Consider the following 25,217-nt stretch of genomic DNA (forward strand, 5'->3'; position numbering starts at 1 on the left):
GGCTCCAACGGCCGGAGTGCTTTCTTATTGAAGGCCACCATTGATAGTCAGTTAAAAAGCTACCGCCAGTAACCCTGCGGAACTAATCCGTTCTGTCCGGTTACTGGCGGAATGGCGCACTTTGTGTCACAAGTCACAGCATTGTTATGAGGCTGCGTTCAACCTCTCCACGGCGGCGTCGATGCGCTCATCGGTTCCTGTGAGGGCAACCCTGATGAACCCGTTCCCGGCATCACCATAGAAAACCCCGGGCCCCACCACGATGCCCAGATCGGCAAACCGGGCAACCGTGTCCCACGTTGCCTCACCGGCCGTGGACCACAGGTACAGCCCCGCTTTGGACTGGTGGATGGTCAGCCCGAATTTCTCCAATGCGGGCACGATCCGCTCACGACGGCCCCGGTACAGGTCCTTTTGGGCCAGTACATGAGCGGCGTCGCCCAGGGCGACACGCATGGCTTCCTGGACAGGGAAAGGCACAATCATGCCGGCGTGCTTGCGGCTGTTGACCAGATTGGCCATGATCGCGGAGTCACCGGCTACGAAAGCGGCCCTATAGCCGGCAAGGTTGGACTGCTTACTCAAGGAGTAGACACACAGGAGTCCGTCGGTGGAACCACCGGAAACACGGGGGTCGAGGATGCTGGGCACGGCGTCTCCCCCGCGCTGCGCATCCCATTCCCCCCAGCCAAGCTCCGCATAGCATTCGTCCGACGCCACCACAGCGCCCACTTCACGTGCTTGGGCAACAATCTCCCGCAAGGACGCGGCATCACGGACGCTGCCCGTGGGGTTGCCAGGCGAGTTGATCCATACCAGCCGCACTTTGGCCCGGGTGGCGGCATCGAGTTCATCCAGGCTGTCTGCCGCAACAGCGGTGGCACCGGCCAGCATCGCTCCGATGTCGTAGGTCGGATAGGCGACTGTTGGCCTGACCACCACATCACCGGATCCCAGTCCCAGGAGGAACGGCAGCCATGCGACCAGCTCCTTGGAACCAACCGTGGGCATGACATCGCGGGGATCCAGGCCGGGAACGCCGCGGCGGGCCGCAAACCAGTCCACCACGGCTTGCCGCAGGGGTTCGGTGCCGTGCACGGTCGGGTATCCGTGGGCATCCGATGCTGCTGCGAGGGCGTCCCGGATGAGTCCGGGAGTGGGGTCCACCGGCGTACCGATGGACAGGTTCACTGCGCCACCGGGGTGCTTGGACGCCGTGGCAACGTAAGGCGCCATGGCCTCCCACGGGTAGTCGGGCAGGTTAAGGCCGAAGGCGGGTGCCGCGGAGATCAAGGATGCAACCGCCCTTAGTGGTCTTGGTTCTGCGGCGGCAAAGCGGCAATGAACGGGTGGTCCTTGCCGGTGTTGCCGATCTTTGCTGCACCGCCCGGCGAGCCCAGGTCATCGAAGAACTCGACGTTGGCCTTGTAGTAGTCAGCCCACTCTTCCGGGGTGTCGTCCTCGTAGTAAATGGCTTCCACGGGGCACACAGGCTCGCAGGCGCCACAGTCAACGCACTCATCGGGGTGGATGTAGAGGGAACGCTCACCTTCGTAAATGCAGTCGACAGGGCATTCTTCAATACATGCCTTGTCCTTGACATCCACACACGGCTGCGCGATTACGTACGTCACGTCCCAGACCTCTCAACGGTTTGTCCCGGCGACGGCCGGGTAATACTGCCGGCAGCATGCCGGGCATTCAACTTCCGACCCTATTATCCAACAGGCCTGTGACGCCAACCTAGCCGGCGACTTAGTATGAAACGGTGACTCCCCCGCATTTGCCACCCAGACAGTTCCTGCTTACCGCAGAGCCGGGCATCCGCGTGGTGGTCCGCTACCGCGTCGAAGACGGCCTCACCGATGCGCTGGGGTATGTGGTGGCTACGACGGAAAGCAGTGTCACCGTGCGGACCCGGGCTGCCGACGTCGTCATTCCGCTGCCGGCCGTCATCGCCGCCAAGGAGGTACCACCTCCGCCTGCCCGCCGCGAACCGATCCAGCGCAGCCGCGGCGGCCGCTAGTTTCCGGCGGCCCGGGGGCGGAGCCGGCCGGCGACCACCAGCATGGCCAAAGTCACCACGGCGATCCCGAACACCCAACTGTTCCCCGCCACGTCGCCCAGCACCAACTGCTTGGCAGGGCCGGAAGACGAGACCACGCCAACCGCCGCGTACGTGCCCAGGCCGGCTACCGCCGTCGGGATCACCGAACGCGACCACGCTGCCAGCCATAGCTCCACCGAGGCAAGCAGCAGCAGTGCCGCCCCAACACCCCAGGGAACATCGACGCCGGCCAGCAGGACCGTCTGCCGGTGCAGGGCAGTCCCCGCTACGGCAACGAAAAGGGCCGCCAGCGCGGCCACGGCGATGCCGCGGGCGCTGACGACCCTCCTCTTCATGCAGTAGTCCCTTGGCAGCCGGCCGTCAGGCCTTGGCGCGGGCGCGGTTGGCCTTGGCGCGCTCGTTGGCGTCCAGGATGACCTTGCGGATACGGATGTCCTCCGGCGTAACCTCGACGCACTCGTCCTCACGGGCGAATTCCAGGGACTCCTCCAACGTGAGCTCACGCGGCGGGGTCAGGTTTTCGAAGGAATCCGAGGAAGCGGCACGCATGTTGGTGAGCTTCTTTTCCTTGGTGATGTTGACGTCCATGTCATCGGCGCGGGAGTTCTCGCCCACGATCATGCCCTCGTAGACCTCGGAGGTGGGCTTCACGAAGAAGGAGCCGCGTTCCTGCAGGTTGATCATGGCGAACGGAGTGACAACGCCGGCGCGGTCGGCAACCATCGAACCGTTGGTGCGGTATTCGATCGGACCGGCCCACGGCTCGTAGCCTTCGGAGATGGACGCTGCGATGCCGGCACCGCGGGTGTCCGTGAGGAACCGGGTGCGGAAACCGATCAGGCCACGGGCAGGAACGATGAATTCCATGCGGCACCAGCCGGTGCCGTGGTTGGCCATGTTGGTCATGCGGCCCTTGCGGGCAGCCATGAGCTGGGTGACTGCGCCGAGGTATTCCTCGGGCACGTCGATGGTCATGTGTTCCATAGGCTCGTGCAGCTTGCCGTCGACCATCTTGGTGACTACCTGCGGCTTGCCGACCGTCAGTTCGAAGCCTTCGCGGCGCATCTGCTCAACCAGGATGGCGAGCGCGAGCTCGCCACGGCCCTGGACCTCCCAGGCGTCAGGACGCTCGGTGGGAAGGACCTTGATGGAGACGTTACCGATCAGTTCCTTGTCCAGGCGGTCCTTCACCTGGCGGGCGGTGACCTTGGCGCCCTTGACCTTGCCGGCCAGCGGAGAGGTGTTGATACCGATGGTCATGGAGATCGCGGGGTCGTCCACGGTGATCAGCGGCAGCGGCTCGGGGTTCTCCACGTCCGTGAGGGTTTCACCGATGGTGATGTCCTCGATGCCAGCGACGGCGACGATCTCACCCGGGCCTGCGGACTCAGCGGGAACACGCTCCAAGGCCTTGGTGGCCAGGAGTTCGGTGATCTTGACGGTCTTCAGTTCACCGTTCTGGCGGGCCCAGGCAACCTGCTGGCCCTTGCGGAGGGTGCCGTTGTAGATACGGAGCAGGGCGAGGCGGCCAAGGAACGGCGAGGCGTCCAGGTTGGTCACGTGCGCCTGCAGCACGCCGTCCGGGTTGTAGGTCGGAGCCGGGATGTGCTCGATGATGGTCTTGAACAGCGGCTCGAGGTCCTCGTTCTCGGGAGCGGAGCCGTTGGCCGGCTGGTCCAGGGAAGCGCGGCCAACCTTGGCAGCAGCGTAGACCACGGGAACTTCCAGCACCTTGTCCAGGTCCAGGTCCGGAACTTCGTCCGCGAGGTCGGAAGCCAGCCCGAGGAGGAGGTCCATGGACTCGTGGACAACCTCGTCGATGCGGGCGTCGGGACGGTCGGTCTTGTTGACCAGGAGGATCACCGGCAGGTGCGCGGCAAGGGCCTTGCGCAGCACGAAGCGGGTCTGCGGGAGGGGACCCTCGGAGGAGTCCACCAGCAGCACGACGCCATCAACCATGGACAAGCCGCGCTCCACCTCGCCACCGAAGTCGGCGTGGCCGGGGGTGTCGATGACGTTGATGGTGATGGTCTCGCCGTTGGACGACGGGCCGTTGTAGGCGACCGTGGTGTTCTTGGCGAGGATGGTGATGCCCTTTTCGCGCTCCAGGTCACCGGAGTCCATCACGCGGTCCTCAACTTCGCCGTGGGCGGCGAAGGAGTTGGTCTGCTTGAGCATGGCATCGACCAGGGTGGTCTTGCCGTGGTCAACGTGTGCGACGATCGCGACGTTGCGCAGATCGCTCCGCGACGCAGTGTTAACGGTAGTTTCAGACATGCGTTTATGACTCGTTTCAGTGGTGAAGTCAGCTGTTTTGATCCGCGCGCATACCTGATCACCTGATCGGAACACACAACGAAAAGACCCCGGGACACAGGGCACCTGATGCAATTCTAAACGCACCTGCATTTATCAGCCTAAAAAGCAAGGGAAACCGCTGTTAAATGTGGCCCGGCTCACTGCCCGTTACTCTTTGGTAACCCCAAAGTCCAGATACTGGATTTTTCCGGTCCGTTGCCCCATGATGGCTGCAGAAACCAGTGCCACACGGAGACCATCGATGCGACAAGCTTCGGCCGCGTTCCGCATGCTCGCACCCCTGGTCGCCGCCGGCGTCCTGTTGGTCGGCTGCGGATCGAACCCGGCCACTACCCCGCCTTCCCCCACCCGTTCCGCTGTGCCGGCCGCGGCCGCCACTGCTGCCGCGGGCAAACCCGTAACGAGCCCCAGCAGCCCTGCAGCAAGTGAGCTGCCCGTGGGCAGCTTGTACAAGAACCCCGCCAACAACCGGAACGAGATTGTCCTGGCCGATGTGGAACACACGGCAGTGCTGATCGGTGACTCGCAGGCCATGCCCCAGGACTCGTGGCCGCAGCGGGGCGTTGCGGCGCTCGGCTACAAGCTGCACGTTGTGGGCATGGGCGGCACGGGTTTTGTGGCCTCCAACGGCAAGACCGGCAATTACATCGACGCCCTCCAGCGCGGCGACTGGCTGCTGCCTTACGGCAACCCGCCGCTGATCGTCCTGCAGGGTGGCGGCAACGACGCCTCCCAAAAGGCAACGGATGCCCAGGTCACCAGCAACGCCGAGCGGCTCATTGCCGCGCTCAAGAAGCGTTACCCCGGCGCGCGGATGGCCATGATCGGGACACTCGCCCGCGGTGCGGCCAACGGTGGCGGGCGCCGTACCGAGGTAGATGCGCTGCTGGGCAGGATCGCAGCGAAGCATTCCATTCCGTTCGTCAGCGCTGGTGACTGGCTGACCCGGTACGACGCCGTCGCGGACCTCCAGGACGCCGTGCACATGAAACCCTCGGGGCACGAAAAGCTTGGCAAGGTCCTTGCCGGCCAACTGGCTTCATTGGGCCTGTCGCCGCGGCCCGAAACCGACGCCCCGGCGGCCGGCCAGTAGCCGTTGTTGGGCCTGCTCTGCGGGCTTTGTCGTCGTCGACCCGCCTGTTGCGGGCCCCGCAACACTTAAATGCCAGAGCCGGTGGTTCCCTTTCGGGGACCACCGGCTCTTCGCTGTGATGCGGCGTCCGTGAAGTACGACGCCGGTCAGGCCACCGCCGGGGGAAGCAGCAGGGAACCACCGGGGATGGCATCCAGCAGTGCCTCGGTGTAGGCCTGGCGCGGATTGTCGAAGACATCGTCCGTGGTGCCCGTTTCCACGAGCTTGCCCTTCTCCATGACGCACACGTGGTCGGCGATCTGCCGGACCACTGCGAGGTCGTGGGTAATGAACAGGTACGTCAGTCCCAGGTTGTCCTGGAGTTCCGCCAGCAGGTTGAGGACCTGCGCCTGGACCAGGACGTCCAGCGCAGACACGGCTTCATCGCAGATGATGACTTCGGGATCCAAAGCCAGGGCCCTGGCAATGGCAATACGCTGCCGCTGGCCTCCGGAGAGCTCGTTCGGATACCTCTGCATCATCGACTGCGGCAGGGCCACCTGGTCCAGCAGCTCACGGACCTTCTTTTCACGGCTGGCCTTGTTGCCGATCTTGTGGATCCGCAAGGGTTCCTCGATGGTCCGGAAGATGTTGTACATCGGGTCCAGCGAACCGTACGGGTCCTGGAAGATCGGTTGGACCCGCCGCCGGAACTTGAAGAGCTCCTTGCCCTTCAGACCTGCAGTGTCCACTCCGTCGAAGACGATGGACCCCTCTGTTGGTTTTTCCAGCTGGAGCACCATTTTGGCCACGGTGGACTTGCCGGAACCGGACTCGCCCACGATCGCGGTGGTGGTGCCACGCCTGACGTTGAAGCTGACGTCGTCCACCGCCGCAAAGTCGGCCGACTGGCCCAGTCCCTGGCGCAGCTTGTAGATCTTGCGCAGGTTCCGGATCTGCAGGACATCGTCCGCAGCCGCCTGCTCCGCTGCCTCCACGGGCGCAAGGAGGTCTTCGGCCTCCACCCCCTGCTCCTTGGCAACCTGGATGCGGCGGGACGCCAACGACGGAGCGGACTCCACCAAGCGCTTGGTGTAGGGGTGCTGGGGGTTGCGCAGCAGTTCCAGTGAGGGACCTGCTTCCACCACGTTGCCCCGGTACATCACCACCACCTTGTCAGCACGTTCGGCCGCAAGGCCGAGGTCGTGCGTGATGAGCAGGACGGAAGTACCCAGCTCGGTGGTCATGGTGTCCAAGTGGTCCAGGATCCTGCGCTGGACTGTCACATCCAGGGCGGACGTGGGTTCATCGGCAATCAACAGCTTGGGCTGGCAGCTCAAGCCAATGGCGATCAGGGCACGCTGGCGCATGCCACCGGAGAACTCATGCGGGTACTGCTTGGCACGACGCGCGGCGTCGGGCAGGCCCGCTTCGGCCAGGACGCGGGCAACATCCTCGGGGCCGTCCGGACGACCATTGGCCCGCAAGGTCTCCCGCACCTGGTAGCCGATCTTCCACACGGGATTGAGGTTGGACATGGGGTCCTGCGGAACCATGCCGATGTGGCTGCCACGGAGCTCGATCATCCGCTTCTCCGGCGCGTTGGCGATGTCCTCGCCGTCGAGCAGGATCTGCCCTCCCGAGACCCGGCCATTGTTCGGCAGCAGGCCGATGGCGGCGAGCGCCGTCGTCGATTTGCCTGAACCGGACTCCCCCACAATGGCGACGGTCTCACCCGGCATGATCGTCAGGTGGGCGTTCTTGACCGCCTGCACGTCTCCCGTGCCGGTCTTGAACGTAATGGCGAGGTCCTTGATTTCCAGGATGGGCCGTACCTGCGCAGTTGCTTCATCAATGCTGATGTTGGCTGATGTCATTGTTCGCCTCCTTTAGCGCTGACGGCTCTTGGGATCAAGAGCATCGCGGACGGCGTCGCCAAGCATGATGAAGCTCAGGACGGTGATGGACAGTGCGGCGGCCGGGTAAAGAAGGATGCCCGGATTGGTGCGGATCGAGGCGTTGGCCGCAGAGATGTCATTGCCCCACGACATGACGCTGAGGGGCAGCCCCACGCCCAGGAAGGACAGCGTTGCTTCAAGGACAATGAAGACACCGAGTTCCAAGGTGGCAAGGACGATCACGGGAGCCAACGCGTTGGGCAGCGCATGCTTGAGCAGGGCACCGAACTTCGAAACGCCCAACGAACGGGCCGCCGTGACGAAGTCGGCATTCCTGACCTCGATCACCGCACCACGCGTGATGCGGGCCATCTGCGGCCACGCCAACAGGGATATGGTGATCACCACTGTCCAGACGCCCCGGTTCTCCCGGAAGAAGGGCAACTGGGTCACCACCAGGGCACCGAGGATGATCGGCAATGCGAAGAAAATGTCACCGAGTCGGGCCAGGACGGCGTCAAGCCAACCGCCGTAGTAGCCGGCCAGTGCACCCAGCGTGACGCCGATGATGACCACGCAGAGCACGGACAGGACACCAACCGCCAGGGAAGCCTGGGTACCGTGGATAACCCGCGAGTAGACGTCGCAGCCCTGGAGGGTGAACCCGAACGGATGTCCCTCGGTGGGACCCGCCTCCGAATTTGCCAGCTGGCAATCGTTATTCGGAGCGACACTGGTGAACAGGCCCGGGAAGATGGCAATGGTGGTCAACAGCAGGATCAACAACGACGAGACGATGAACATCGGGCGACGGCGGAGCTTGCGCCACGCATCTGCCCACAGGCTCAAGGGCGCATGGTCCGTCTTGACGGAATCCGTGGCCTGAAGCGGCGTCTCGTCGATGGGGGCAACGTAGTGTTCAGTATTACTGGTCATAGCGGATCCTCGGGTCAAGCCAGGCGTACAGGAGGTCAACCAGGAGGTTGGTCACAACGAAGACGAGGACCAGGACGCTCACGATTGCCACGATGGTGGGTCCTTCGCTGCGCTGGATGGCCTGGAAGAGCTTGTTGCCCACTCCGGGAACATTGAAGATGCCTTCGGTGACAATGGCTCCACCCATGAGGCCACCCAGGTTGGCTCCGAGGTAGGTCACCACCGGAATCAACGAGTTCCGCAGGATGTGGGCCATGACGACGCGCGGGCGGGAGAGCCCCTTGGCCGTGGCCGTGCGGACGTAGTCGGCGTTCATGTTCTCACCCACGGAGGCGCGGGTGAGGCGGAGTACATATGCGAAGGACACGAGGCCAAGGACCACCGCCGGCAGGATCAGGTTGCCCCAGTCCGCGTTCGCACCAACCGTTGGCCTGGCCCAGCCGAGCTGGACACCGAAGACCAACTGGAAGACGAAGCCAAGGACGAAGGTGGGGACGGCGATGACCACGAGGGAAACGATCAGCACTGTGGAGTCGAACAGCTTGCCCTTGCGGAGTCCGGCGAAAACACCGAAAGCGATTCCGAACACCGCCTGGATGATCAAAGCCTCGATGGCGAGCATGGCCGTGACCGGGAAGGCACGTGCCAACGCGTCGGCAATGGGCTGTTGGGTGAAGTCCACGCCGAGGTTGAAGGTGAAAACGTTCTTCAGGAAGATTCCGTACTGGACCCAGAAGGGCTGGTCCAGGTTGTACTGGGCACGGAGCGCGTCAATGACGCTCTGCGGCGGCTGGCGTTCGCCAAAGAGGGCCGCAATAGGGTCGCCGGGCAGGGCGAACACCATGTAGTAAACGAGGAGGGTGGTTCCCAGGAAGACGGGAATCACCTGGAGGAGCCTACGCAGAATGTAGCGGACCACGGTTCACCCCCCTTTCTCTGGACGGGTGTTGGTGTGTCATGTTTGCCTTCCTGCCGGGGCAAGCAATTGGGGGCCCGGCGCCAGGCCGGGCCCCCAATGCCTTACGGCAAGTTCAGATCCTGGGGATTACTTGGCCGCGATGTTGTAGTAGAGGATGCCGCCATTCCAGCCGGTTTCAGCTGAGACAACGTTGTTGCTCCACACGATCGGGCGGTTCTGGTACCACAGCGGCAGGCCGGGGAGGTCCTTGAAGAGGATCTCCTGTGCCTGGTTGAACTTGGCGTTTGCATCTTCAGGGGTCTTGGCTGCCAGACCCTCCTTGAGGAGCTTGTCGAACTCAGGGTTCGAGTACTTCTCGTAGTTGGAGGAGGCGTTGGTTGCCCAGACCGGGCCGAGGAAGTTGTAGAGCGACGGGTAGTCACCCTGCCAGCCTGCGCGGGTCAGGCCGGGGAGGGACTGCGACTTGCGCAGGTCCAGGACTTCAGCGAACTTGGCGAACGGCTGGATTTCAGCGTCGATGCCGAGGTTGTTCTTGAAACCGTTCGCTACGGCGTCGATCCATTCCTTGTTGCCACCGTCGGTGTTGGAAGCAATCTGGAGCGGCTTGGAGCCGTCGTAAGGCTTGATCTTCTCAGCCTGGGCCCACAGGTCCTTGGCCTTCTGGACGTCGAACTTCAAGACGTCGCTGCCCGGGATGTCGTTCTTGTAGCCGTCCAGCACGGGAGCCGTGAACTCGGTGGCCGGGGTACGGGTGCCGTTGAAGATGACCTTGGTGATCTCGTCGCGGTTGATGGCGTGGGACAGCGCCTGGCGGCGCAGGAGACCGGCTTCACCCTGGAAGTTCGGGTTGTAGCCCGGAATGTTCAGGGTGGAGTTGTTGGCCACCGGCTTGGTGGAGTTACGGTCCTGGAAGTCCGTGGTGTAGGTCTTCAGGGCGTTCGACGGCAGGACGTCGGTGACGTCCAGGTTGTCAGCCTGCAGGTCGGTGTAGGCCGGGCCCGGATCGGTGTAGAACTTGAAGGTCACGCCACCGTTCTTGGGAGCGCGGGGGCCGTTGTAGTCAGCGTTCTTGACCAGGGAGATGGACTGGTCGTGGACCCAGGCACCTTCCTTTTCGAACTTGTACGGGCCGTTGCCCACCGGGTTTTCGCCGAACTTCTTCGGGTCCTTGATGGCCTCCGACGGAAGGGGGTAGAAAGCCGAGTAGCCCAGGCGAAGGGACCAGTCTGCTTCAGGCTGGGTCAGCTTGACAGAGATCGTCTGGTCGTCGGTAGCGGTCAGGCCGGACATGGTCTGGGCCGTCGGCGCCGGAGTGGAGGTCTTCTTGCCGTCGGCACCGGTGGTTTCGGTGGTGGCGCTGACGTCTGCGTAGCCTTCGATCGATTCGAAGAAGAAGCCGTTGTTCTGGAGGTTGGTGCTCAGGGCAGCGAAGTTCCAGGAGTCAACAAAGGTCTTGGCAGTAATTGCCTCGCCGTTGGTGAACTTGGCACCTTCCTTGACCTTGATGGTCCAGGTCTGGGAATCCGTGGTTTCGATGGATTCCGCCAGGGCGTTGACCGGCTTGCCGTCTGCGTCGTACGCGCGCAGGCCTTCGAACAGCAGCTCTACGACGCGGCCACCGTACACCTCGTTGGTATTGGCCGGAAGCAGCGGGTTCTGGGGTTCATTGCTGTATGCGGTGATGACCTTGTTGGGGTCTCCTGCGGCTGAGGTGTTCGTGTTGCTGCCGGAGCCGCCGCCGCAACCGGTCGCTGCGAGGGCGATGATCGCCGCTACGCCTAGAGCTTTGGAAGTGCGCGAGAAACGCATTCCGCCTCCTATGGAGTCGTGGAGTTGGACAGGGGAAATTCGTGATGTCCCCCAGGCAAGGCACAGATTCCTACTGTGACGTTGCCTACATGTGAGTGTAAGCCTACCCACATTGCGTCCGGATGTTGGAACATGCTGGCCAAACTGTAACCGTTCCGCAACCTCCAGATGCCTAAATTGCCGGGAATTTCAAGTCAAACCTTACCCGGTGGTAACATTCGCTGTCTGACAGCAGGACAACAAAGATTTTGGGCAAGATTGAACCCGGTTTCGGACCCATGAGATTCGACTGGCCCGGAACTAGGTAATCGAGCGGATGAGATTCTGGATCGTTGGCAGAGGTCGGCGACAAGGGTGTCCCATCCGTGCCCTCGTAGTGATGTGCGAGGCGATCCCGCATCCGCTTGATCAGCGACCACGGAACCTCAGGGTATGAATTGGTCGTGTAAACACTCAAACGTGCGACGTTTTCGCCGATTTTGATAATCAACGATTCAGCCGCCAGTCCCGGCACATTCTCAGCATCGCCGATGTACCAGGCGCGGCCACACCTGGCGAGGGCACCCGCGACGACACACAAACGAACGATCTCCCCAAGTGCGGCTGCGTCCCTTTAATTCATAGGGCGACGGCGGTAGTCAGGATTTCGTGATCTTCACGCAATCCGCCATCGGTGACGACGTCAACTTCCACCCCCAGCAATTCACTTGCTTCCGCGGCAAACGCCGCGACAGTCAACAATCCGACCCCGGGCGATCGTGTGACGAGGATGTCGATGTCGCTGCCTGGACGGTCGGTGCCCCGAATGACTGAGCCGAAGACACGCGGATTGCTGAGTCCGAAGCAGCCGGTCAGGTTAATCAATTCTCGGCGGTGGGCGTCGAGGGCTTCATGCGGGAAGGGGCGCGCAGCGGCTCCCAGACACTCAACCATCTGCGCTGACGCCCTTCACCGACCAGCTTCGTAGGCTGCAATGTTGGGCTGGGCCACGCCGGATCGGGATGCCAGCTCTGCCTGGTTGAGTCCTGCCGCTTCCCGAAGTTCCCGCACGACATTGGTCACTCCAAAATGATATCGCGTGATATGTTCAACCGGCATGACGGAAGCCAAGTTCTCGCTCATCCGATCAGATACACCATCCCGCGCCCGCTCGTAACAAGGTTCGAGACAAAGCTCTTCGCCTGCTGCAGGTAATGAGCTGCATAGCTCACCTCAGATTCTTGGTCAGCGCGCGATACAGCGGGTAGCCGCTGCCTCAGATCGTTCTCAGAGATGCGATTCAGGTCCTGGGACACCGCCTCCATTTCCCCCGGCGTGAGAACGCGCAACCATGAGTCCCATCCGTCGTAATGCATTGTTACTTGGCCTTCGAACATGCGAAATGCAGGTCTCGCCTCCATTCCAGGTGCGAGAGGCGCTGTGCATGCTTGTAGCTGCCGCCACGCCTTATCCAAATAGAGCATGTCGCACTCAGGCACGGACTGTTTGAACGTGGCGATAGTGACCCCGTCCGCACTCTCAAGGCCCCAAGCGTCGGCTAATGGATCCGACGATAGAAAACGTCTCGGATCGGCAAGCGCAAGGTCGGTAACATCGCCGTCGAAGGCATATGCGTAGTATCTGATTCCCATATGCCAAGTGTGCAAAGCCGGATAGTGCAAAGGAACAGGCCAAAAGGCGTATGTGAATAACTCTCACCTGAGCGGCCTCTCGCGAACCGACCCCACTATGCTTGGCACATGTCCGCAGACGAAGAAAAAGATCCCCCGGTTCCTGCCGACGTCGAGGGAAAGATCCCGAAAAAGGTCCACGACATTCCCGAGCCTGACGCGAAAACAACCTCCGAGGAAAAACCCAAGAACTCCTAGGAGACACGTCTGTCGGCGTCGGCTCGACCCGACAGCAAAGGCCGCAGGCCTTAGAGTGGTGAGACTCCTTGACCTGCGGCCTGCTGAGTTGTCGGCGCCCAAATGGCCCCGGTCCTGACTAGACGTTGAAGCGGAACTCCACCACGTCGCCGTCGGCCATGACGTATTCCTTGCCTTCGATCCGGACCTTGCCGCGGGACTTGGCTTCGGCCATGGACCCTGCCTCGATGAGGTCGTCGAAGGAGACAACCTCGGCCTTGATGAAGCCGCGCTGGAAGTCTGAGTGGATCACACCGGCGGCCTGCGGCGCGGTGTCACCCTGCCGGATGGTCCAGGCGCGGGTTTCCTTGGGACCTGCGGTGAGGTAGGTCTGGAGACCCAGGGTGTGGAAACCAACGCGCGCCAGCTGGTCCAGTCCGGACTCCGTCTGCCCGTTCATTTCCAGCATTTCCCTGGCTTCTTCCTCGTCCAGTTCAACGAGGTCGGCCTCGAGCTTGGCGTCGAGGAACACCGCATCTGCGGGAGCAACAAGCCCACGCAATTCGTCCTGCTTGGCAGGATCGCCAAGGATGCCTTCGTCGGCGTTGAAGACATAGATGAAGGGCTTGGCGGTCAGGAGCCCGAGCTCCTTGAGGTGTCCCATCTCCAGCTTGTCGCTCTTGATGGACGAGAAGATGGTGTCGCCGCGTTCGAGCACAGCCTGGGCTGCCTTGATGGCGGCGAGTTCCGCCGCCTCGCGCTTTTTGATCTTGACTTCTTTTTCGATGCGCGGAATGGCGTTTTCGATGGTCTGGAGATCGGCCAGGATCAGCTCCGTGTTGATGGTCTCCATGTCCGAGCGCGGGTCCACCTTGCCATCCACGTGGACAACATCGGGGTCGTCGAACACGCGGACGACCTGTGCGATGGCTTCTGCTTCACGGATGTTGGCAAGGAACTTGTTGCCCAGGCCTTCGCCCTCCGAGGCGCCCTTGACGATTCCGGCGATGTCCACGAACGACACGGGTGCCGGCAGCAGACGCTGGGAGCCGAAGATCTCGGCCAGCTTCGCCAGGCGCGGGTCCGGAAGGTTCACGACGCCGACGTTCGGTTCGATGGTTGCGAAGGGATAGTTCGCAGCAAGCACCTGGTTACGGGTCAGTGCGTTGAAAAGGGTTGATTTGCCGACGTTGGGCAGTCCGACGATGCCAATAGTAAGAGCCACGAGCATTGATTCTACCCGGAACGGTGGTTTGCCTGCTTGCCGGAACCGGACCTGACGTGCCAAGGGGGCGGGCCGTACTAAAACTGTCGGACCCCTGTGATTGGGTTGCTTCATGGATGGATTTGGATTGGTTTTGGCCTTGCTGATGCTGCTCATTGGTGCTGGGCTCGGGATTGGCGTTTCCTATGTCGCTTTCCGGCGCCGGAACGCCGGCCTGGAAGAGGACTTCGACGCCGTGTCGGCGCGGCTTTCGGAGGCCAACGCGCAGCTGGCAGCCGCCGACGCCGAGCGTCGCCTTTTGTTCGCACAGAACCGGGAGCTGAGTGAAGCACGCAACTCGGACGGGAGCGTCCTGCGCGCCTTGGCTCCGGTGGCGGAGAAACTCACCGCGGTGCAGCAGCAAGTGGCACTGCTGGAGCGGGACCGGGTGGAACAGTACGGTCAATTGGCACAGCAGCTCCAGGACGCCCGGCTTTCCGACCAGCAGCTGTTGCGCTCCACCCACGCCCTGGCATCTGCCCTGCGCTCCAACAGTGCCCGGGGCCAGTGGGGCGAGGTCCAGCTGCGTCGCATCGTTGAGGCCGCGGGAATGCTGCGGCACGTCGATTTCCAGGAGCAGGTCCACTCCGGGCGGACCGACACCACCCTGCGCCCTGACCTGGTGGTCCAGCTTCCCGGTGGCAAGCAACTGGTAGTGGACGCGAAAGTACCGCTGACGTCCTACCTGGGAGCGCAGGAACAACTTCACGGCGATGGCGCCCTCGGCGAGTCCGTCGTTCCCGGAAGCAACCAGGATTCCAAGACACTGCTGGCCCAGCACGGGAAAGCCCTGAAGGCCCACATTGATGCACTGGCCGGCAAGAAGTACTGGGACATCCCCGGGAACTCCCCCGAGCTGGTGATCTGCTTCCTTCCGGCCGAATCCATCCTGGCCGCGGCGCTCGAAGCCGACCCCTCCTTGCTGGAGCACGCGCTCTCCCGCAACGTGGTGCTGGCATCACCGGGCACTCTCTTGGCCGTTCTGAAGTCGGTCGCCTTCACCTGGCGCCAGGATGTCCTCACGGACAGTGCCCGGGAACTGTTCGAACTGGCCAAGCAGTTGTACGAACGTATGGGCACCTTGGGGGATAACGTCGGAAAGCTGGGCTCGTCGCTGAAGACCTCAGTAGACCGCTATAACGCCTTGGTGGGCACCTTGGAGGCCCGGGTTCTTCCCACGGCGCGCAAACTCAACACCATGGATGAAGCCGGACTCGCTGCTCCCCCTGCCGTGGAAGCAGTCCCCCGCGCCCTGGCCGCACCCGAGCTCCTCGCCGTAGACAGCACACCGGAAGGGCACGGCCATGGCGGGCCGCAGGACCGTGAGTCCGCGGCCTGACAACGCCTGACCAACAAAACGGCCCGGGATGGCCTGCCAACCACGACCGTGGAGGCAGCCCATCACGGGCCGTTGTCAGCTCTTGGTGATTGTCAGGAGGTGGGACGGTTGCCGCGGCCGCCGAGGGCCCGGCTGACGTCGCCCGCCTGCTTGAGCGTAGCGCGCAGTTCCTTGGGCAGGGAGAACAACAGGTCCTCCTCCGCCGTCACCACTTCCTGGACTTCGCCATAGCCATAGTCGGCAAGCAGCCGGAGGACATCCTGGACAAGAACCTCGGGAACGGAAGCACCGGAGGTCACGCCGACTGTGGCAACGCCTTCAAACCAGGCCTCATCAACCTCGTTGGCGAAGTCCACGCGGTACGACCTCTTGGCACCGTACTCCAGGGCAACCTCAACCAGCCGGACCGAGTTGGACGAGTTGGCCGAACCCACCACAATCACCAAATCGGCCTGCGGCGCAATCTTCTTGATGGCTACCTGGCGGTTGGTGGTGGCATAGCAGATGTCATCGCTGGGCGGATCCTGCAATGTGGGGAAGCGTTCCTTGAGCAGGCGGACGGTCTCCATGGTCTCATCCACGCTCAGGGTGGTCTGGGACAGCCAGATGGTCTTTTCCGGATCGCGGACCGAGACCTTGTCAACCTCATGGGGTCCGTTGATGATCTGGATGTGATCGGGTGCCTCGCCGGCGGTTCCCTCGACTTCCTCGTGGCCATCGTGGCCGATCAGCAGGATGTCGTAGTCTTCCTTGGCGAAGCGGACAGCCTCACGATGGACCTTGGTGACCAGGGGGCACGTGGCGTCGATGGTACGCAGGCCACGGTCTTCGGCCGACTGCACCACAGCCGGTGACACACCATGGGCCGAGAAAATGACCAAGGCGCCCTCAGGTACCTCGTCGGTTTCGTCGACGAAGATGGCGCCCTTCTCCTCAAGCGAGGTGACCACATGGACGTTGTGGACGATCTGCTTCCGCACGTAGACGGGCGGACCGTAGTGCTCCAGGGCTTTCTCCACGGCGATAACTGCCCGGTCCACGCCCGCGCAGTAACCACGGGGAGCCGCCAGCAAAACTTTCTTGGGCCCGGTCACCGGGGCTGCCGCCAGTACCTCTTCCGGCGATCGCCGTCTCCGGGGCACAGTGGGCATCGGGATGGAAATGGCTGTGGAGGTCATCCCTCAATGTTACCGGGCAGTCCTTTGTCCCGGAGCAAAAGGTGACCGTCGTCTCCCGGAGAGCAGCAAGAGCACCAGGCCAACGGCCAGCACTGCAGCGCTGACCCATGCCGCGGCCATGATCCACTGCCCGAAATCGGCGCGGGCGGCATTGAAGAACTCCTGTTTGAAAAGCTCCGCCACACTGTTGGCGCTGGCGACGGTGCCCAGCATCGATCCGGCGAGGTCCGCCGTCGACGTCCACAACAAAGCCAGCCCCAGACCGCCTATGCCAAGGAAGACCATCACAACCGACCGGCGCCGGGCGGCTGCCAGGGCGAGCAGGACAGCCACTGCAGCCCCCAGGGCTGCCATCCACCACAAGGGCGCAAAGGCTGCTGCCCGTTCCACGAGTTCACGGTGCGACGCCTCCCCCAAGGTGACGATGTTTTTGTCAGGTACGTCGATCCTGATGCCCGTACCCGAGGCCACATGGTCCCGAATAAGCCTGACCAACGGAGCGATGTCCAGTTGCAATGCGGTGGCAGTTGCTGCTTCCTCCGATTGCCCGGCGGTTCCAAAATTGAGCCTGTGGCTGTTCCTGGCCGTTTCCTCCCACGCCGCCGGATAATCCGGCCATGACTGCATTCCGGCCGCGGCTTCCTCCAAGGCGTCCCCCGCCAGGGACTTGATGGGCTCCGGCAAGTCAACCGAGGCCTGGAAGCTGCCGGCAACGGCCCCGGCAAGCCGCTCCTGGAATCCGGGCTCCGTGCCAAGCTCCCCCGAGATCCGTGCGAAGCCGTTTTCATCCACCACGTTCCGGTCCACCCACGCGGCTGGAACAGCGATGGCGGTCAGGACGAGCGCCAGCAGGACGGCCACGGCTGAAACGAAGGTACGCACAATGATCCTTGGTGTCGGGGTCGTTGCACCCATCCTAAGACTGTCCACAACAAGGAAAAAATGTCGGGCCCCGCCGGTATTGCTATGGATAGAGTTGGAAGGCCGGGCGGGACATCTCCCGGTTCCACGAGCAAGGACACACACATGCAGGTTGAAGCACGGACCGCCCATGGCAGCTGACGCAATGCCGGAGTCGACGCTGCCTGCGACCGCCGCCGAGACCAGCCCGGACAATCCCTGGCCCTTGCAACTGCTGTCCCGGAAGCTGAAGGCGCACATCGAACGCGCCCCTGCTGCGTGGATTGAGGGGCAGGTCATTGAGATGAACCGCCGTGGCGGGAATGCCTTCCTCACGCTGCGGGACGTGGACGCGGAGATCTCGCTCCCGGCCTCCGTCTGGTCCACGGTGCTGGACCGGCAGCGGACGCCCCTGGAGCGCGGCTCACGGGTTGTGGCCCTGGTCAAGGCCGAGTTCTGGATCAAGACCGGGCGCATGAACATGTCCGTGAAGGACATCCGGCCCGTTGGTCTTGGCGACCTCTTGGCACGTATCGAACGGCTTCGGCAGGCACTGGCGGCGGAGGGCTTGTTCGCCGACTCGCGCAAGCGCAAGCTGCCGCTGCTGCCCCACCGGATCGGGCTCATCACGGGCCGCGACTCCGACGCCAAAAAGGACGTCCTCCGCAACGCGGCGCTGCGGTGGCCTGCCGTCGAGTTCGATGTCCGGGAAGTAGCCGTCCAAGGCAACACCGCAGTCGGACAAATCATCGCAGCCCTGAGGAAACTCGACGAAGACCCGCACGTGGACGTGATCGTCCTTGCCCGCGGCGGCGGTGCGCTGGAAGACCTGCTCCCTTTCAGCAACGAGGACCTTATCCGCGCTGTGGCCGCAGCAACCACGCCAATTGTCAGTGCAATCGGGCACGAGGCCGACCGGCCGATCCTTGACGATGTTGCCGACCTGAGGGCTTCAACCCCCACCGACGCTGCCAAGCGGATCGTGCCGGACGTCGCCGAGGAACTGGCCGTGGTGCGGCAAGCCAGGGACCACTTGCGCCGCAGCATCGGCCGGCTGGTGGACAGGGAGACGGACAGACTGCATGCCCTGCGTTCCAGGCCGGTCCTTGCCAATCCCGGGACCATGATCGAGGCCCGTGGGGAGGACATCGGCCGGCTTCAGCAGCGCTCCCACGCGGCAGTGAATACAGCAATCGTCAGGGCCCTGGACCAGGTGAACCACTTGCGCGCCCAAGTCCGTGCTTTGTCCCCCCAGAAGACCCTGGACCGCGGCTACGCCGTAGTCCAGATCGTGGGAGAGGACCAGCAGGGCCACACAGTGGTCAGCAACCCGGACCAGGCGCCGGATGGAGCTGCCCTGTCAATCCGCGTGGCAGAAGGCCGCTTCAGGGCCGTATCCAGTGGTCACGGCCAGCACGCGGACCGCTGACCCATCCTTTCTACACAACGAACCAAAGGACACCATGACTGAGACCAACCCCACCGGCGCAGAATCACTGGACGCCCTGAGCTACGAGGAAGCACGGGAGCAGCTGGTGGCTGTCGTCAGCCGACTGGAAGCCGGCGGTGCCAGCCTGGAGGAATCACTGGCACTCTGGGAACGCGGCGAGGCCCTCGCCAAGCGCTGCGAGGACTGGCTGGAGGGTGCCCGCAAGCGCCTGGCGTCCGCACGGGAGGCAGGCAACGGGCCCGAAGCCGCCGGCTGACAGGACGAGCGCTCAGGATTCCGCGACAAGTGCCCGTTCTGCGGCGACATCGAAGTCAGCCTTCGGCCACTCCAGCGACATCCTCTCCAAGGCATCCAGCAACAGCTGCTGCACGGCGATACGCGCGTACCACTTCTTGTTGGCCGGTACAACGTGCCACGGGGCGAGCTCCGTGGACGTTTTCTGGAACGCCGTGTTGTAGGCCTTCATGTAATCATCCCAGTGGGCGCGCTCAGCAAGGTCGCCCTTGCTGTACTTCCAGTGTTTGGCAGGGTCATCCAACCGTGCGATCAAGCGCTTCTTTTGCTCATCCTTGCCGATGTTGAGCATGACCTTGACGATCGTGGTTCCCTGGGCAGCGAGCCTGGCCTCAAAATCGTTGATGGCCGCATAGCGACGCTCCAGTTCGTCGTCGTCCGCCCATCCATGGACACGGTGGATGAGGACGTCCTCGTAGTGGGATCGGTCGAAGACACCCACCATGCCGGCGGCCGGCACTTCCTTCTCGATCCGCCACAGGAAGTCGTGGGCCTTTTCTTCGTCCGTGGGCGCCTTGAAGGCGTGCAACTGCACTCCCTGCGGATCCATGGCCCCCACCACATGGCTCACGATCCCGCCTTTGCCGGCGGTGTCCATGGCCTGGAGAATCAGCAGCAGCCGCTTCTCACTGCCGAACCTGCCTGAGGCAAAGAGTTTCTCCTGCAGTTCGGCGAGCCGGTCGTCCTGCGCAGACAGCAAGGCCTGGCCATCGGCTTTCAACCCGGTGTAGCCAGGGGTCGACTCCGGGTCCAGGCTCTCGAGCGTGAAGCCCTGCTTGATCTTCAAAACTTCGGCCGGACTCTTGGCGAACTCAACGGGATGTGCCATGGATTTCCTTTCTGCCGGGACCTGCCGCCTGGCAAGGCCATGGATCACAGGCTAGTTGCCGGGATACCTCGACAGGAAGTCCGCCATGCGGCCGATTGCTTCTTCGATGTCCTTGACGTTGGGCAGGGTAACCATGCGGAAGTGGTCCGGGCGGACCCAGTTGAACGCGCGCCCGTGCGAGACCAGGATCTTTTGTTCCTTCAGCAGATCAAGGACGAACTTCTCGTCATCCCTGATGTGGTAGACCTCCGGGTCAAGCTTCGGAAAAAGGTACAGCGCACCTTTGGCCTGCTGGGTGCTGACGCCCGGTATTGCGTTGAGCAATTCGTAGGCCTTGTTCCGCTGTTCCAGGAGCCGTCCCCCGGGAAGGATGAGGTCGTTGATGCTTTGGTAGCCGCCCAGTGCAGTCTGGATGGCGTGCTGGGCCGGTACGTTGGCGCACAGGCGCATGTTGGCGAGCAGGTTGATGCCTTCAAGGTAATCCGCGGCATCCTTCTTGGGCCCGGAAATGGCCATCCAACCGGCACGGTAGCCGCAGACCCGGTACGCCTTGGACAGGCCGCTGAAGGTGAGGCAGAGGACGTCGTCCCCGGTCAGGCCGGCCAGGTTTACGTGCACGGCGTCTTCGTACAGGATCTTCTCGTAGATCTCGTCAGCGAACAGCACCAGGCCGTGCTTCTCTGCCAGCGCAACGATTTTCCTGAGGGTCTCCTCAGGGTAGACCGCTCCGGTGGGATTGTTGGGGTTGATGACCACGATGCCCTTGGTGCGGGGCGTGATCTTGGCTTCCATGTCTTCCAGGTCCGGCTGCCAGCCCGATTCTTCATCGCTGAGATAGTGCACCGGGCGGCCGCCGGCCAAAGCTACTGAGGCGGTCCAGAGCGGGTAGTCAGGGGTTGGAATCAGGACTTCGTCGCCGTCTTCCAACAGGGCCATGAGCGACATGGTGATGAGTTCGCTGACGCCGTTGCCAAGGTAGATGTCATCGACGTGGATGTTCTGGATGCCACGGGTCTGGTAATACTGCGACACAGCAGTCCGGGCAGAAAAGATGCCGCGCGAGTCGCTGTAGCCCTGGGCATTGGGCAGGTGCCGGATCATGTCCACCAGAATGGCGTCAGGCGCTTCGAACCCGAACGGGGCCGGGTTTCCGATGTTCAGTTTGAGGATCCGGTGACCCTCCGCCTCCATCTGCTGGGCGGCCTGAAGAATCGGTCCACGGATGTCGTAGAGGACATTATGAAGCTTGGTGGACTGCTTGAAATTCGCCATCCCTCAAATATGCCACAGGGGCCATGGACTTCCGTTGAGACCTCACTCACATAACCAACGACGGCGGTGACGGACCCGCGCGGGTCCGTCACCGCCGTCGTACGCGGTTTGCGCCAACCGCTACTTGACGATGCCCTTTTCCTTAAGCCAGGCGGCAGCAGCGTCCTTGGGGCTCTGCTTCTGGTCGCCGCTGACCGAGCGGTTGAGGTTGATGAGGTCATCGGTGGTCAGGATTTTGGAGACGTTGTTAAGCGCTTCCTTGGCTTTGTCCGTCATCTTGGCCTCGTTGTAGAGGGGCAGGACCTGCTGGGCCTTGAAGTTGTTCTTCGGGTCTTCCAGGACCACGAGGTCGTTGTCAGCGATGGAGGGCGTGGTGGTATAGATGTCGGCCACCTGCACCTTGTCTTCCAGGAGTGCCTGGAGCGTCAGGTTGCCGCCGCCGTCGTTGAACGGTTGCAGGCCCTTGAGCTCGCAGTTGTAGTTCTTCTTCAAGCCCGGGAAGCCGTAGGCGCGGGTCTCGAACGTGGCCGGAGCGGCCATGGTGAAATCCTTGCAGACCTTGGCCAGGTCCTCAATCGATTTCAGCTGGTACTTTTCGGCGGTTGCCTTGGTGACCACCATGGCATCCTTGGATTCAGCCTTGGCGGGCTCAAGGACGGCCAGGCCATCCGGAAGCTTGCCCGGCAGTGCCTTGTAGACGTCCTCCGCGGAGACCTCCGTGGCTTCCGTGTCCACGTAGGAGAGGAGGTTGCCGGAGTAATCCGGGACGAGATCCACGGATCCGTCCTGGACAGCCTTGAAGTAAATTTCCCGCGAACCGATGTTGGGCTTGGTGCTGGCGGTGACTCCTGCTGCGGTGAGTGCTCCGGCGTAGATCTCGGCGATGACCTGGCTCTCGGGGAAGTCGGCGGATCCAACCACCAGGGAGCCGCCTGCACCAGCCGGGCCCGAAGCCGCCGACGTGGACGGCGTAGCCAACGGGCTCCCGCCGCATGCGCTCAAGGCGAGCGCCACACCGAGTCCGGCTGCCAGGCCGCCGAGGCCACGGCGCGTAATGGTCATGGGGACGGATTTATTCATGGTGTACCTCCTTGAACGGCAGCCCCTGGGAGAGCTGTGGCTTTCTGATGATCGGCAGCCGTGCGGCGTCCGCGTGGGTCTGGTCTGAGGCCGGGCGACAACACCAGCCTTTGGATGGCTGCCAGGACGAGGTCCACGGCGATAGCCAGGGCGGCGATGAGCAGGGATCCGCCCAGCATCCGGGGGAAGTCCTGGAGGACCAGCCCGTCGAACAGGTAGCGCCCCAGGCCGCCCAAGGGAAGGTATGCGACCACGGATACTGTGGCGATGACCTGCAACACGGCCGTGCGGATGCCGCCGAACATGACCTGCAGGCCGTTGGGAAGCTCCACCCGGAAAAGGATCTGCAACTCCGTCATGCCCACCGCCCGTGCACCGTCCACCACCGCAGCGTCGACGCTCGAGATCCCGGCGTAGGTTCCGGCAAGCAGTGGCGGGACGGTCAGGATCACCAGCGCCCAAACGGGCGGCATGAGGCCACTTCCGGCCAGGAGCGCGAAGAGGACCAGCAGGCCAAGGGTGGGCAGCGCGCGAAGCGCTCCTGCCAGGGCAACGGCCACCACCCTGCCCCGGCCGGTGTGACCGATGAAAAGCCCGACGGGTACGGCGATGAGTGCTGCGATGGCGAGGACCAGGCCGCTGTACTGGAGGTGCTCGGCCAGCCGGGCGGGAATGCCGCCGCTTCCGGTCCAGTGCGTGGGATCGGTCAGCCACGCAAGAGTGTCAGTAAAGACGTTGTTCATGCTGAGGCCCCCGGATCGGTCCGAAGTGCGGCTTTGGCAGGAGCCGGGCCCTGCTTGGGTTCGGTCAGCAGTTCCGTGCCGTCGGTCCGGCCGCCCCGGGAGCCGCCCGCCGCCCGGGTCCACGGAGTGAGGATCCGTTCAAGGACCACGAGCACGGCGTCCATGACCAGGGCCAGGACAAGGATGGCGATGATTCCGACGACGACTTCGGTCACGAACGTGCGCTGGAGGCCGTCCGTGAACAGGATTCCCAGGTTCCCCACGCCCAGCAGTGCCGCCACGCTCACCAGGGAGATGTTGCTGACGGACACCACGCGCAGACCGGCGAAAAGCACGGGCAGTGACAATGGAAGGTCTACTTGGAAGAAACGGGCCAGGGGTTTGAATCCCATGGCTACGGCGGCGTTGCGGAGGTCGTTGTCCACGGAGTCAAAGGCATCCATGGCTGCCCGGACCAACAGGGCCACGGCGTAGATCGTCAGGGCGACCACCACGTTGAGCGGGTCCAGGATCCGGGTACCAAGGATGGTGGGCAGGATGATGAAGAGGGCCAGGGACGGAATGGTGTAGAGCAGCGAGGTTGCGGTGGCCACCACGGAGCGCAAGGTGCTGTTGCGCCGTGCGAGCTGCGCCAGCGGTATCGAAATCAGCAGCCCAAGGACCATCGGAATGACAGCGAGCACCAGGTGCTGCCCTGCCAGGCCGAAGACCATGCCGCTGTTGGCCAGGAACCACTCCATCAGGTGGCGTCCTCCCTGTGCCGGCGGGTCTCCTCGATCAAGGCCAGGACTTCGGGAGCTTTCAGGACACCGGCGACCCGCCCGTCGTCGTCCACTGCAACACCCAGGCCGGACGGCGAGGAGAGCGCCGCATCCAGGGCGCGGCGCAGGGTGTCCCCCTTGCGGAACAGCGAGCCACCAGGGATCAGGCCGGCACCGTCGCGGGGTGACGACCAACCAAGGGGCCGGGAGTCATCGTCAACCACCAGCGCCCATTCCCCGTTCCTGCGGCCCGCCTCATGTCCGTCAGACGCGCCAACCATGGTCACCGGGTGGAGCCTGACGGAATCGGCGACGTTGAAAGCAAGGTGCCGGAAACCGCGGTCGCGCCCCACGAAGGAGGCAACGAAGTCGCTGGCCGGTGCCCGCAGGATCTCCTCCGGCGCTGCGTACTGGGCCAGTTTTCCGCCCACTGCGAAGACCGCGACTTTGTCCCCCAGCACAGTGGCTTCATCGATGTCGTGGGTCACGAAGACGATGGTCTTGGCCAGTTCCCGTTGAAGCCTGAGAAGTTCCTGCTGCAATTCGTCCCGCACCACAGGATCCACCGCACTGAAGGGTTCGTCCATGAGCAGGACCGGAGGGTCGGCGGCCAGGGCCCGCGCGACTCCCACGCGCTGTTGCTGGCCGCCCGACAGTTGCGACGGATACCGCTTGCCAAGGGCGGAGGCCAGCCCCACGACGTCGAGCAGTTCCGCAGCCCGCCTGCGTGCGTCGGATTTGGACACACCGTTGAGCCGCGGAACTGTCGCGATGTTGTCCAGGACGGTGCGGTGCGGCAACAGGCCCGAGGACTGCATGACATAGCCCATGGACCGGCGCAGTTCCGGGGCCGGAACCTGCGATACGTCCTTGCCGTCAACAGTGATGGTGCCCGATGACGGCTCGACCATGCGGTTGATCATGCGCAGCGAGGTAGTCTTGCCACACCCGGACGGCCCGACAAAAACCGTGATGGCTCCCTTGTCAATGGACATGGAGAGGTCCTCTACCGCCGGCTGTCCGCCTTGGTACCGCTTGGTGACGCTCTGGAACTCAATCATGGCTGGGGCCATACCTGGACTTGCCTATCTGTGGTCGCGGCATCGGTCGGTACATCGGTCGGTAGAGCCACATGATCATAAGCATGCTTATTTAGAGGCTGCAAAGCCGATCTTCACCCAGAGTAGCCAGCCTCCATGGTGATGTCAGCGACGCCACGGATTCCGTAATGAATCGGCA

At 63.1% G+C, this 25,217-nt stretch carries 27 protein-coding genes; 6 read left to right on the forward strand and 21 right to left on the reverse strand.

Features of this window, described 5'->3' with window-relative positions; translation table 11 throughout:
- Window positions 1–144 precede the first annotated feature (144 nt).
- The gene (gene dapC / locus ACUYMZ_RS14420; RefSeq protein ID WP_481604032.1) at window positions 145–1,293 is read right to left on the reverse strand and encodes a succinyldiaminopimelate transaminase; all 1,149 of its coding nucleotides are present in this window, start codon (window positions 1,291–1,293) and stop codon (window positions 145–147) included.
- A 14-nt stretch (window positions 1,294–1,307) separates the two neighbouring features.
- Complete coding sequence (gene fdxA / locus ACUYMZ_RS14425) at window positions 1,308–1,634, reverse strand: ferredoxin (protein WP_018776555.1); 327 nt, start codon at window positions 1,632–1,634, stop codon at window positions 1,308–1,310.
- A 134-nt stretch (window positions 1,635–1,768) separates the two neighbouring features.
- Here fdxA and ACUYMZ_RS14430 point away from each other — a divergent pair, with 134 nt between their 5' ends.
- Window positions 1,769–2,026, forward strand: a complete 258-nt coding sequence (locus ACUYMZ_RS14430; protein ID WP_481604035.1) for a putative acetyltransferase — start codon at window positions 1,769–1,771, stop codon at window positions 2,024–2,026.
- On the opposite strand, the gene ACUYMZ_RS14435 is transcribed toward ACUYMZ_RS14430, so the two are convergent.
- Together ACUYMZ_RS14435 and typA are read right to left on the reverse strand one after the other, a co-directional pair.
- Window positions 2,023–2,403: a hypothetical protein gene (locus ACUYMZ_RS14435; protein ID WP_481604037.1), complete on the reverse strand. Its 381-nt coding sequence runs from the start codon at window positions 2,401–2,403 to the stop codon at window positions 2,023–2,025. The genes ACUYMZ_RS14430 and ACUYMZ_RS14435 overlap by 4 nt on opposite strands.
- Before the next feature lie 25 nt (window positions 2,404–2,428).
- Window positions 2,429–4,345 carry a translational GTPase TypA gene (gene typA / locus ACUYMZ_RS14440; RefSeq protein ID WP_426003467.1) on the reverse strand — a complete coding sequence of 639 codons (1,917 nt, stop codon included), beginning with the start codon at window positions 4,343–4,345 and terminating at the stop codon, window positions 2,429–2,431.
- A 283-nt stretch (window positions 4,346–4,628) separates the two neighbouring features.
- Here typA and ACUYMZ_RS14445 point away from each other — a divergent pair, with 283 nt between their 5' ends.
- Entirely contained in the window at window positions 4,629–5,480 is an 852-nt protein-coding gene (locus ACUYMZ_RS14445; RefSeq protein ID WP_442425067.1) for an SGNH/GDSL hydrolase family protein, read from the forward strand.
- A 146-nt stretch (window positions 5,481–5,626) separates the two neighbouring features.
- Here the strand turns inward: ACUYMZ_RS14445 and ACUYMZ_RS14450 are convergent, their stop codons facing one another.
- From ACUYMZ_RS14450 to ACUYMZ_RS14485, 8 genes are all read right to left on the reverse strand, one after another.
- Window positions 5,627–7,336 (reverse strand): dipeptide ABC transporter ATP-binding protein, encoded by a 1,710-nt coding sequence (locus tag ACUYMZ_RS14450; RefSeq protein ID WP_426003471.1) that lies wholly within the window; start codon window positions 7,334–7,336, stop codon window positions 5,627–5,629.
- Window positions 7,337–7,348: 12 nt separating this feature from the next.
- Window positions 7,349–8,293: an ABC transporter permease gene (locus ACUYMZ_RS14455; protein ID WP_426003472.1), complete on the reverse strand. Its 945-nt coding sequence runs from the start codon at window positions 8,291–8,293 to the stop codon at window positions 7,349–7,351.
- Window positions 8,283–9,212: an ABC transporter permease gene (locus ACUYMZ_RS14460; RefSeq protein ID WP_481604040.1), complete on the reverse strand. Its 930-nt coding sequence runs from the start codon at window positions 9,210–9,212 to the stop codon at window positions 8,283–8,285. The genes ACUYMZ_RS14455 and ACUYMZ_RS14460 overlap by 11 nt, the downstream gene beginning before the upstream one ends.
- Window positions 9,213–9,338: 126 nt before the next feature.
- Window positions 9,339–11,021, reverse strand: a complete 1,683-nt coding sequence (locus tag ACUYMZ_RS14465) for a peptide ABC transporter substrate-binding protein (protein WP_426003476.1) — start codon at window positions 11,019–11,021, stop codon at window positions 9,339–9,341.
- A 172-nt stretch (window positions 11,022–11,193) separates the two neighbouring features.
- Window positions 11,194–11,601 (reverse strand): HepT-like ribonuclease domain-containing protein, encoded by a 408-nt coding sequence (locus ACUYMZ_RS14470; RefSeq protein WP_481604042.1) that lies wholly within the window; start codon window positions 11,599–11,601, stop codon window positions 11,194–11,196.
- A gap of 38 nt (window positions 11,602–11,639) precedes the next feature.
- Window positions 11,640–11,954 carry a nucleotidyltransferase family protein gene (locus ACUYMZ_RS14475; RefSeq protein WP_481604044.1) on the reverse strand — a complete coding sequence of 105 codons (315 nt, stop codon included), beginning with the start codon at window positions 11,952–11,954 and terminating at the stop codon, window positions 11,640–11,642.
- A gap of 15 nt (window positions 11,955–11,969) precedes the next feature.
- Window positions 11,970–12,083: a helix-turn-helix transcriptional regulator gene (locus tag ACUYMZ_RS14480; RefSeq protein ID WP_481604046.1), complete on the reverse strand. Its 114-nt coding sequence runs from the start codon at window positions 12,081–12,083 to the stop codon at window positions 11,970–11,972.
- A 56-nt stretch (window positions 12,084–12,139) separates the two neighbouring features.
- Window positions 12,140–12,652 carry a DUF1877 family protein gene (locus ACUYMZ_RS14485; RefSeq protein ID WP_426003482.1) on the reverse strand — a complete coding sequence of 171 codons (513 nt, stop codon included), beginning with the start codon at window positions 12,650–12,652 and terminating at the stop codon, window positions 12,140–12,142.
- A 108-nt stretch (window positions 12,653–12,760) separates the two neighbouring features.
- Between ACUYMZ_RS14485 and ACUYMZ_RS14490 the strand changes: the two genes are divergently transcribed.
- Window positions 12,761–12,889: a hypothetical protein gene (locus ACUYMZ_RS14490; protein WP_426003484.1), complete on the forward strand. Its 129-nt coding sequence runs from the start codon at window positions 12,761–12,763 to the stop codon at window positions 12,887–12,889.
- Window positions 12,890–13,007: 118 nt separating this feature from the next.
- Here the strand turns inward: ACUYMZ_RS14490 and ychF are convergent, their stop codons facing one another.
- A complete protein-coding gene (ychF, locus tag ACUYMZ_RS14495; protein WP_426003485.1) occupies window positions 13,008–14,093 on the reverse strand; it encodes a redox-regulated ATPase YchF in 1,086 nt (361 codons plus the stop codon).
- Window positions 14,094–14,205: 112 nt separating this feature from the next.
- On the opposite strand from ychF, the gene ACUYMZ_RS14500 reads away from it, so the two are divergent.
- On the forward strand, window positions 14,206–15,471 hold the full coding sequence (locus ACUYMZ_RS14500; RefSeq protein ID WP_442425065.1) for a DNA recombination protein RmuC: 1,266 nt from the start codon (window positions 14,206–14,208) through the stop codon (window positions 15,469–15,471).
- Window positions 15,472–15,563: 92 nt separating this feature from the next.
- Here ACUYMZ_RS14500 and ACUYMZ_RS14505 read toward each other — a convergent pair whose 3' ends face one another.
- Both ACUYMZ_RS14505 and ACUYMZ_RS14510 read right to left on the reverse strand, forming a co-directional pair.
- Window positions 15,564–16,649 (reverse strand): 4-hydroxy-3-methylbut-2-enyl diphosphate reductase, encoded by a 1,086-nt coding sequence (locus ACUYMZ_RS14505; protein WP_442425064.1) that lies wholly within the window; start codon window positions 16,647–16,649, stop codon window positions 15,564–15,566.
- A gap of 9 nt (window positions 16,650–16,658) precedes the next feature.
- Complete coding sequence (locus ACUYMZ_RS14510; protein WP_481604051.1) at window positions 16,659–17,531, reverse strand: hypothetical protein; 873 nt, start codon at window positions 17,529–17,531, stop codon at window positions 16,659–16,661.
- Window positions 17,532–17,700: 169 nt separating this feature from the next.
- Between ACUYMZ_RS14510 and xseA the strand changes: the two genes are divergently transcribed.
- Window positions 17,701–18,978, forward strand: a complete 1,278-nt coding sequence (gene xseA / locus ACUYMZ_RS14515; protein ID WP_426003490.1) for an exodeoxyribonuclease VII large subunit — start codon at window positions 17,701–17,703, stop codon at window positions 18,976–18,978.
- A gap of 34 nt (window positions 18,979–19,012) precedes the next feature.
- Window positions 19,013–19,255, forward strand: coding sequence for an exodeoxyribonuclease VII small subunit (locus tag ACUYMZ_RS14520; RefSeq protein ID WP_442425061.1), 243 nt, complete (start codon window positions 19,013–19,015; stop codon window positions 19,253–19,255).
- Window positions 19,256–19,267: 12 nt separating this feature from the next.
- Here ACUYMZ_RS14520 and ACUYMZ_RS14525 read toward each other — a convergent pair whose 3' ends face one another.
- From ACUYMZ_RS14525 to ACUYMZ_RS14550, 6 genes are all read right to left on the reverse strand, one after another.
- Entirely contained in the window at window positions 19,268–20,122 is an 855-nt protein-coding gene (locus ACUYMZ_RS14525; RefSeq protein ID WP_426003493.1) for a polyphosphate kinase 2 family protein, read from the reverse strand.
- Window positions 20,123–20,173: 51 nt separating this feature from the next.
- Entirely contained in the window at window positions 20,174–21,394 is a 1,221-nt protein-coding gene (locus ACUYMZ_RS14530; RefSeq protein ID WP_426003494.1) for a pyridoxal phosphate-dependent aminotransferase, read from the reverse strand.
- A gap of 120 nt (window positions 21,395–21,514) precedes the next feature.
- On the reverse strand, window positions 21,515–22,474 hold the full coding sequence (locus tag ACUYMZ_RS14535) for an ABC transporter substrate-binding protein (protein ID WP_481604058.1): 960 nt from the start codon (window positions 22,472–22,474) through the stop codon (window positions 21,515–21,517).
- On the reverse strand, window positions 22,471–23,217 hold the full coding sequence (locus ACUYMZ_RS14540) for an ABC transporter permease (protein ID WP_426003497.1): 747 nt from the start codon (window positions 23,215–23,217) through the stop codon (window positions 22,471–22,473). The genes ACUYMZ_RS14535 and ACUYMZ_RS14540 overlap by 4 nt, the downstream gene beginning before the upstream one ends.
- Window positions 23,214–23,957 carry an ABC transporter permease gene (locus ACUYMZ_RS14545; protein WP_481604061.1) on the reverse strand — a complete coding sequence of 248 codons (744 nt, stop codon included), beginning with the start codon at window positions 23,955–23,957 and terminating at the stop codon, window positions 23,214–23,216. The genes ACUYMZ_RS14540 and ACUYMZ_RS14545 overlap by 4 nt, the downstream gene beginning before the upstream one ends.
- Window positions 23,957–25,051, reverse strand: a complete 1,095-nt coding sequence (locus tag ACUYMZ_RS14550; protein ID WP_442423065.1) for an ABC transporter ATP-binding protein — start codon at window positions 25,049–25,051, stop codon at window positions 23,957–23,959. The genes ACUYMZ_RS14545 and ACUYMZ_RS14550 overlap by 1 nt, the downstream gene beginning before the upstream one ends.
- Window positions 25,052–25,217 lie beyond the last annotated feature (166 nt).

This window comes from Arthrobacter sp. T572, assembly GCF_056780115.1.

Excerpts from the sequence above, each read along its gene's own strand:
- ACUYMZ_RS14435 (WP_481604037.1), bottom strand. The coding sequence starts at position 2,403 with ATGAAGAGGAGGGTCGTCAGCGCCCGCGGCATCGCCGTGGCCGCGCTG.
- ACUYMZ_RS14545 (WP_481604061.1), bottom strand. The coding sequence starts at position 23,957 with ATGGAGTGGTTCCTGGCCAACAGCGGCATGGTCTTCGGCCTGGCAGGG.
- ACUYMZ_RS14450 (WP_426003471.1), bottom strand. The coding sequence starts at position 7,336 with ATGACATCAGCCAACATCAGCATTGATGAAGCAACTGCGCAGGTACGG.
- ACUYMZ_RS14475 (WP_481604044.1), bottom strand. The coding sequence starts at position 11,954 with ATGGTTGAGTGTCTGGGAGCCGCTGCGCGCCCCTTCCCGCATGAAGCC.
- ACUYMZ_RS14550 (WP_442423065.1), bottom strand. The coding sequence starts at position 25,051 with ATGGCCCCAGCCATGATTGAGTTCCAGAGCGTCACCAAGCGGTACCAA.
- ACUYMZ_RS14485 (WP_426003482.1), bottom strand. The coding sequence starts at position 12,652 with ATGGGAATCAGATACTACGCATATGCCTTCGACGGCGATGTTACCGAC.
- xseA (WP_426003490.1), top strand. The coding sequence starts at position 17,701 with ATGGCAGCTGACGCAATGCCGGAGTCGACGCTGCCTGCGACCGCCGCC.
- ACUYMZ_RS14490 (WP_426003484.1), top strand. The coding sequence starts at position 12,761 with ATGTCCGCAGACGAAGAAAAAGATCCCCCGGTTCCTGCCGACGTCGAG.
- ACUYMZ_RS14530 (WP_426003494.1), bottom strand. The coding sequence starts at position 21,394 with ATGGCGAATTTCAAGCAGTCCACCAAGCTTCATAATGTCCTCTACGAC.
- ACUYMZ_RS14540 (WP_426003497.1), bottom strand. The coding sequence starts at position 23,217 with ATGAACAACGTCTTTACTGACACTCTTGCGTGGCTGACCGATCCCACG.
- ACUYMZ_RS14505 (WP_442425064.1), bottom strand. The coding sequence starts at position 16,649 with ATGACCTCCACAGCCATTTCCATCCCGATGCCCACTGTGCCCCGGAGA.
- ACUYMZ_RS14445 (WP_442425067.1), top strand. The coding sequence starts at position 4,629 with ATGCGACAAGCTTCGGCCGCGTTCCGCATGCTCGCACCCCTGGTCGCC.
- ACUYMZ_RS14535 (WP_481604058.1), bottom strand. The coding sequence starts at position 22,474 with ATGAATAAATCCGTCCCCATGACCATTACGCGCCGTGGCCTCGGCGGC.
- typA (WP_426003467.1), bottom strand. The coding sequence starts at position 4,345 with ATGTCTGAAACTACCGTTAACACTGCGTCGCGGAGCGATCTGCGCAAC.
- ACUYMZ_RS14465 (WP_426003476.1), bottom strand. The coding sequence starts at position 11,021 with ATGCGTTTCTCGCGCACTTCCAAAGCTCTAGGCGTAGCGGCGATCATC.
- ACUYMZ_RS14500 (WP_442425065.1), top strand. The coding sequence starts at position 14,206 with ATGGATGGATTTGGATTGGTTTTGGCCTTGCTGATGCTGCTCATTGGT.
- ACUYMZ_RS14520 (WP_442425061.1), top strand. The coding sequence starts at position 19,013 with ATGACTGAGACCAACCCCACCGGCGCAGAATCACTGGACGCCCTGAGC.
- ACUYMZ_RS14525 (WP_426003493.1), bottom strand. The coding sequence starts at position 20,122 with ATGGCACATCCCGTTGAGTTCGCCAAGAGTCCGGCCGAAGTTTTGAAG.
- ACUYMZ_RS14455 (WP_426003472.1), bottom strand. The coding sequence starts at position 8,293 with ATGACCAGTAATACTGAACACTACGTTGCCCCCATCGACGAGACGCCG.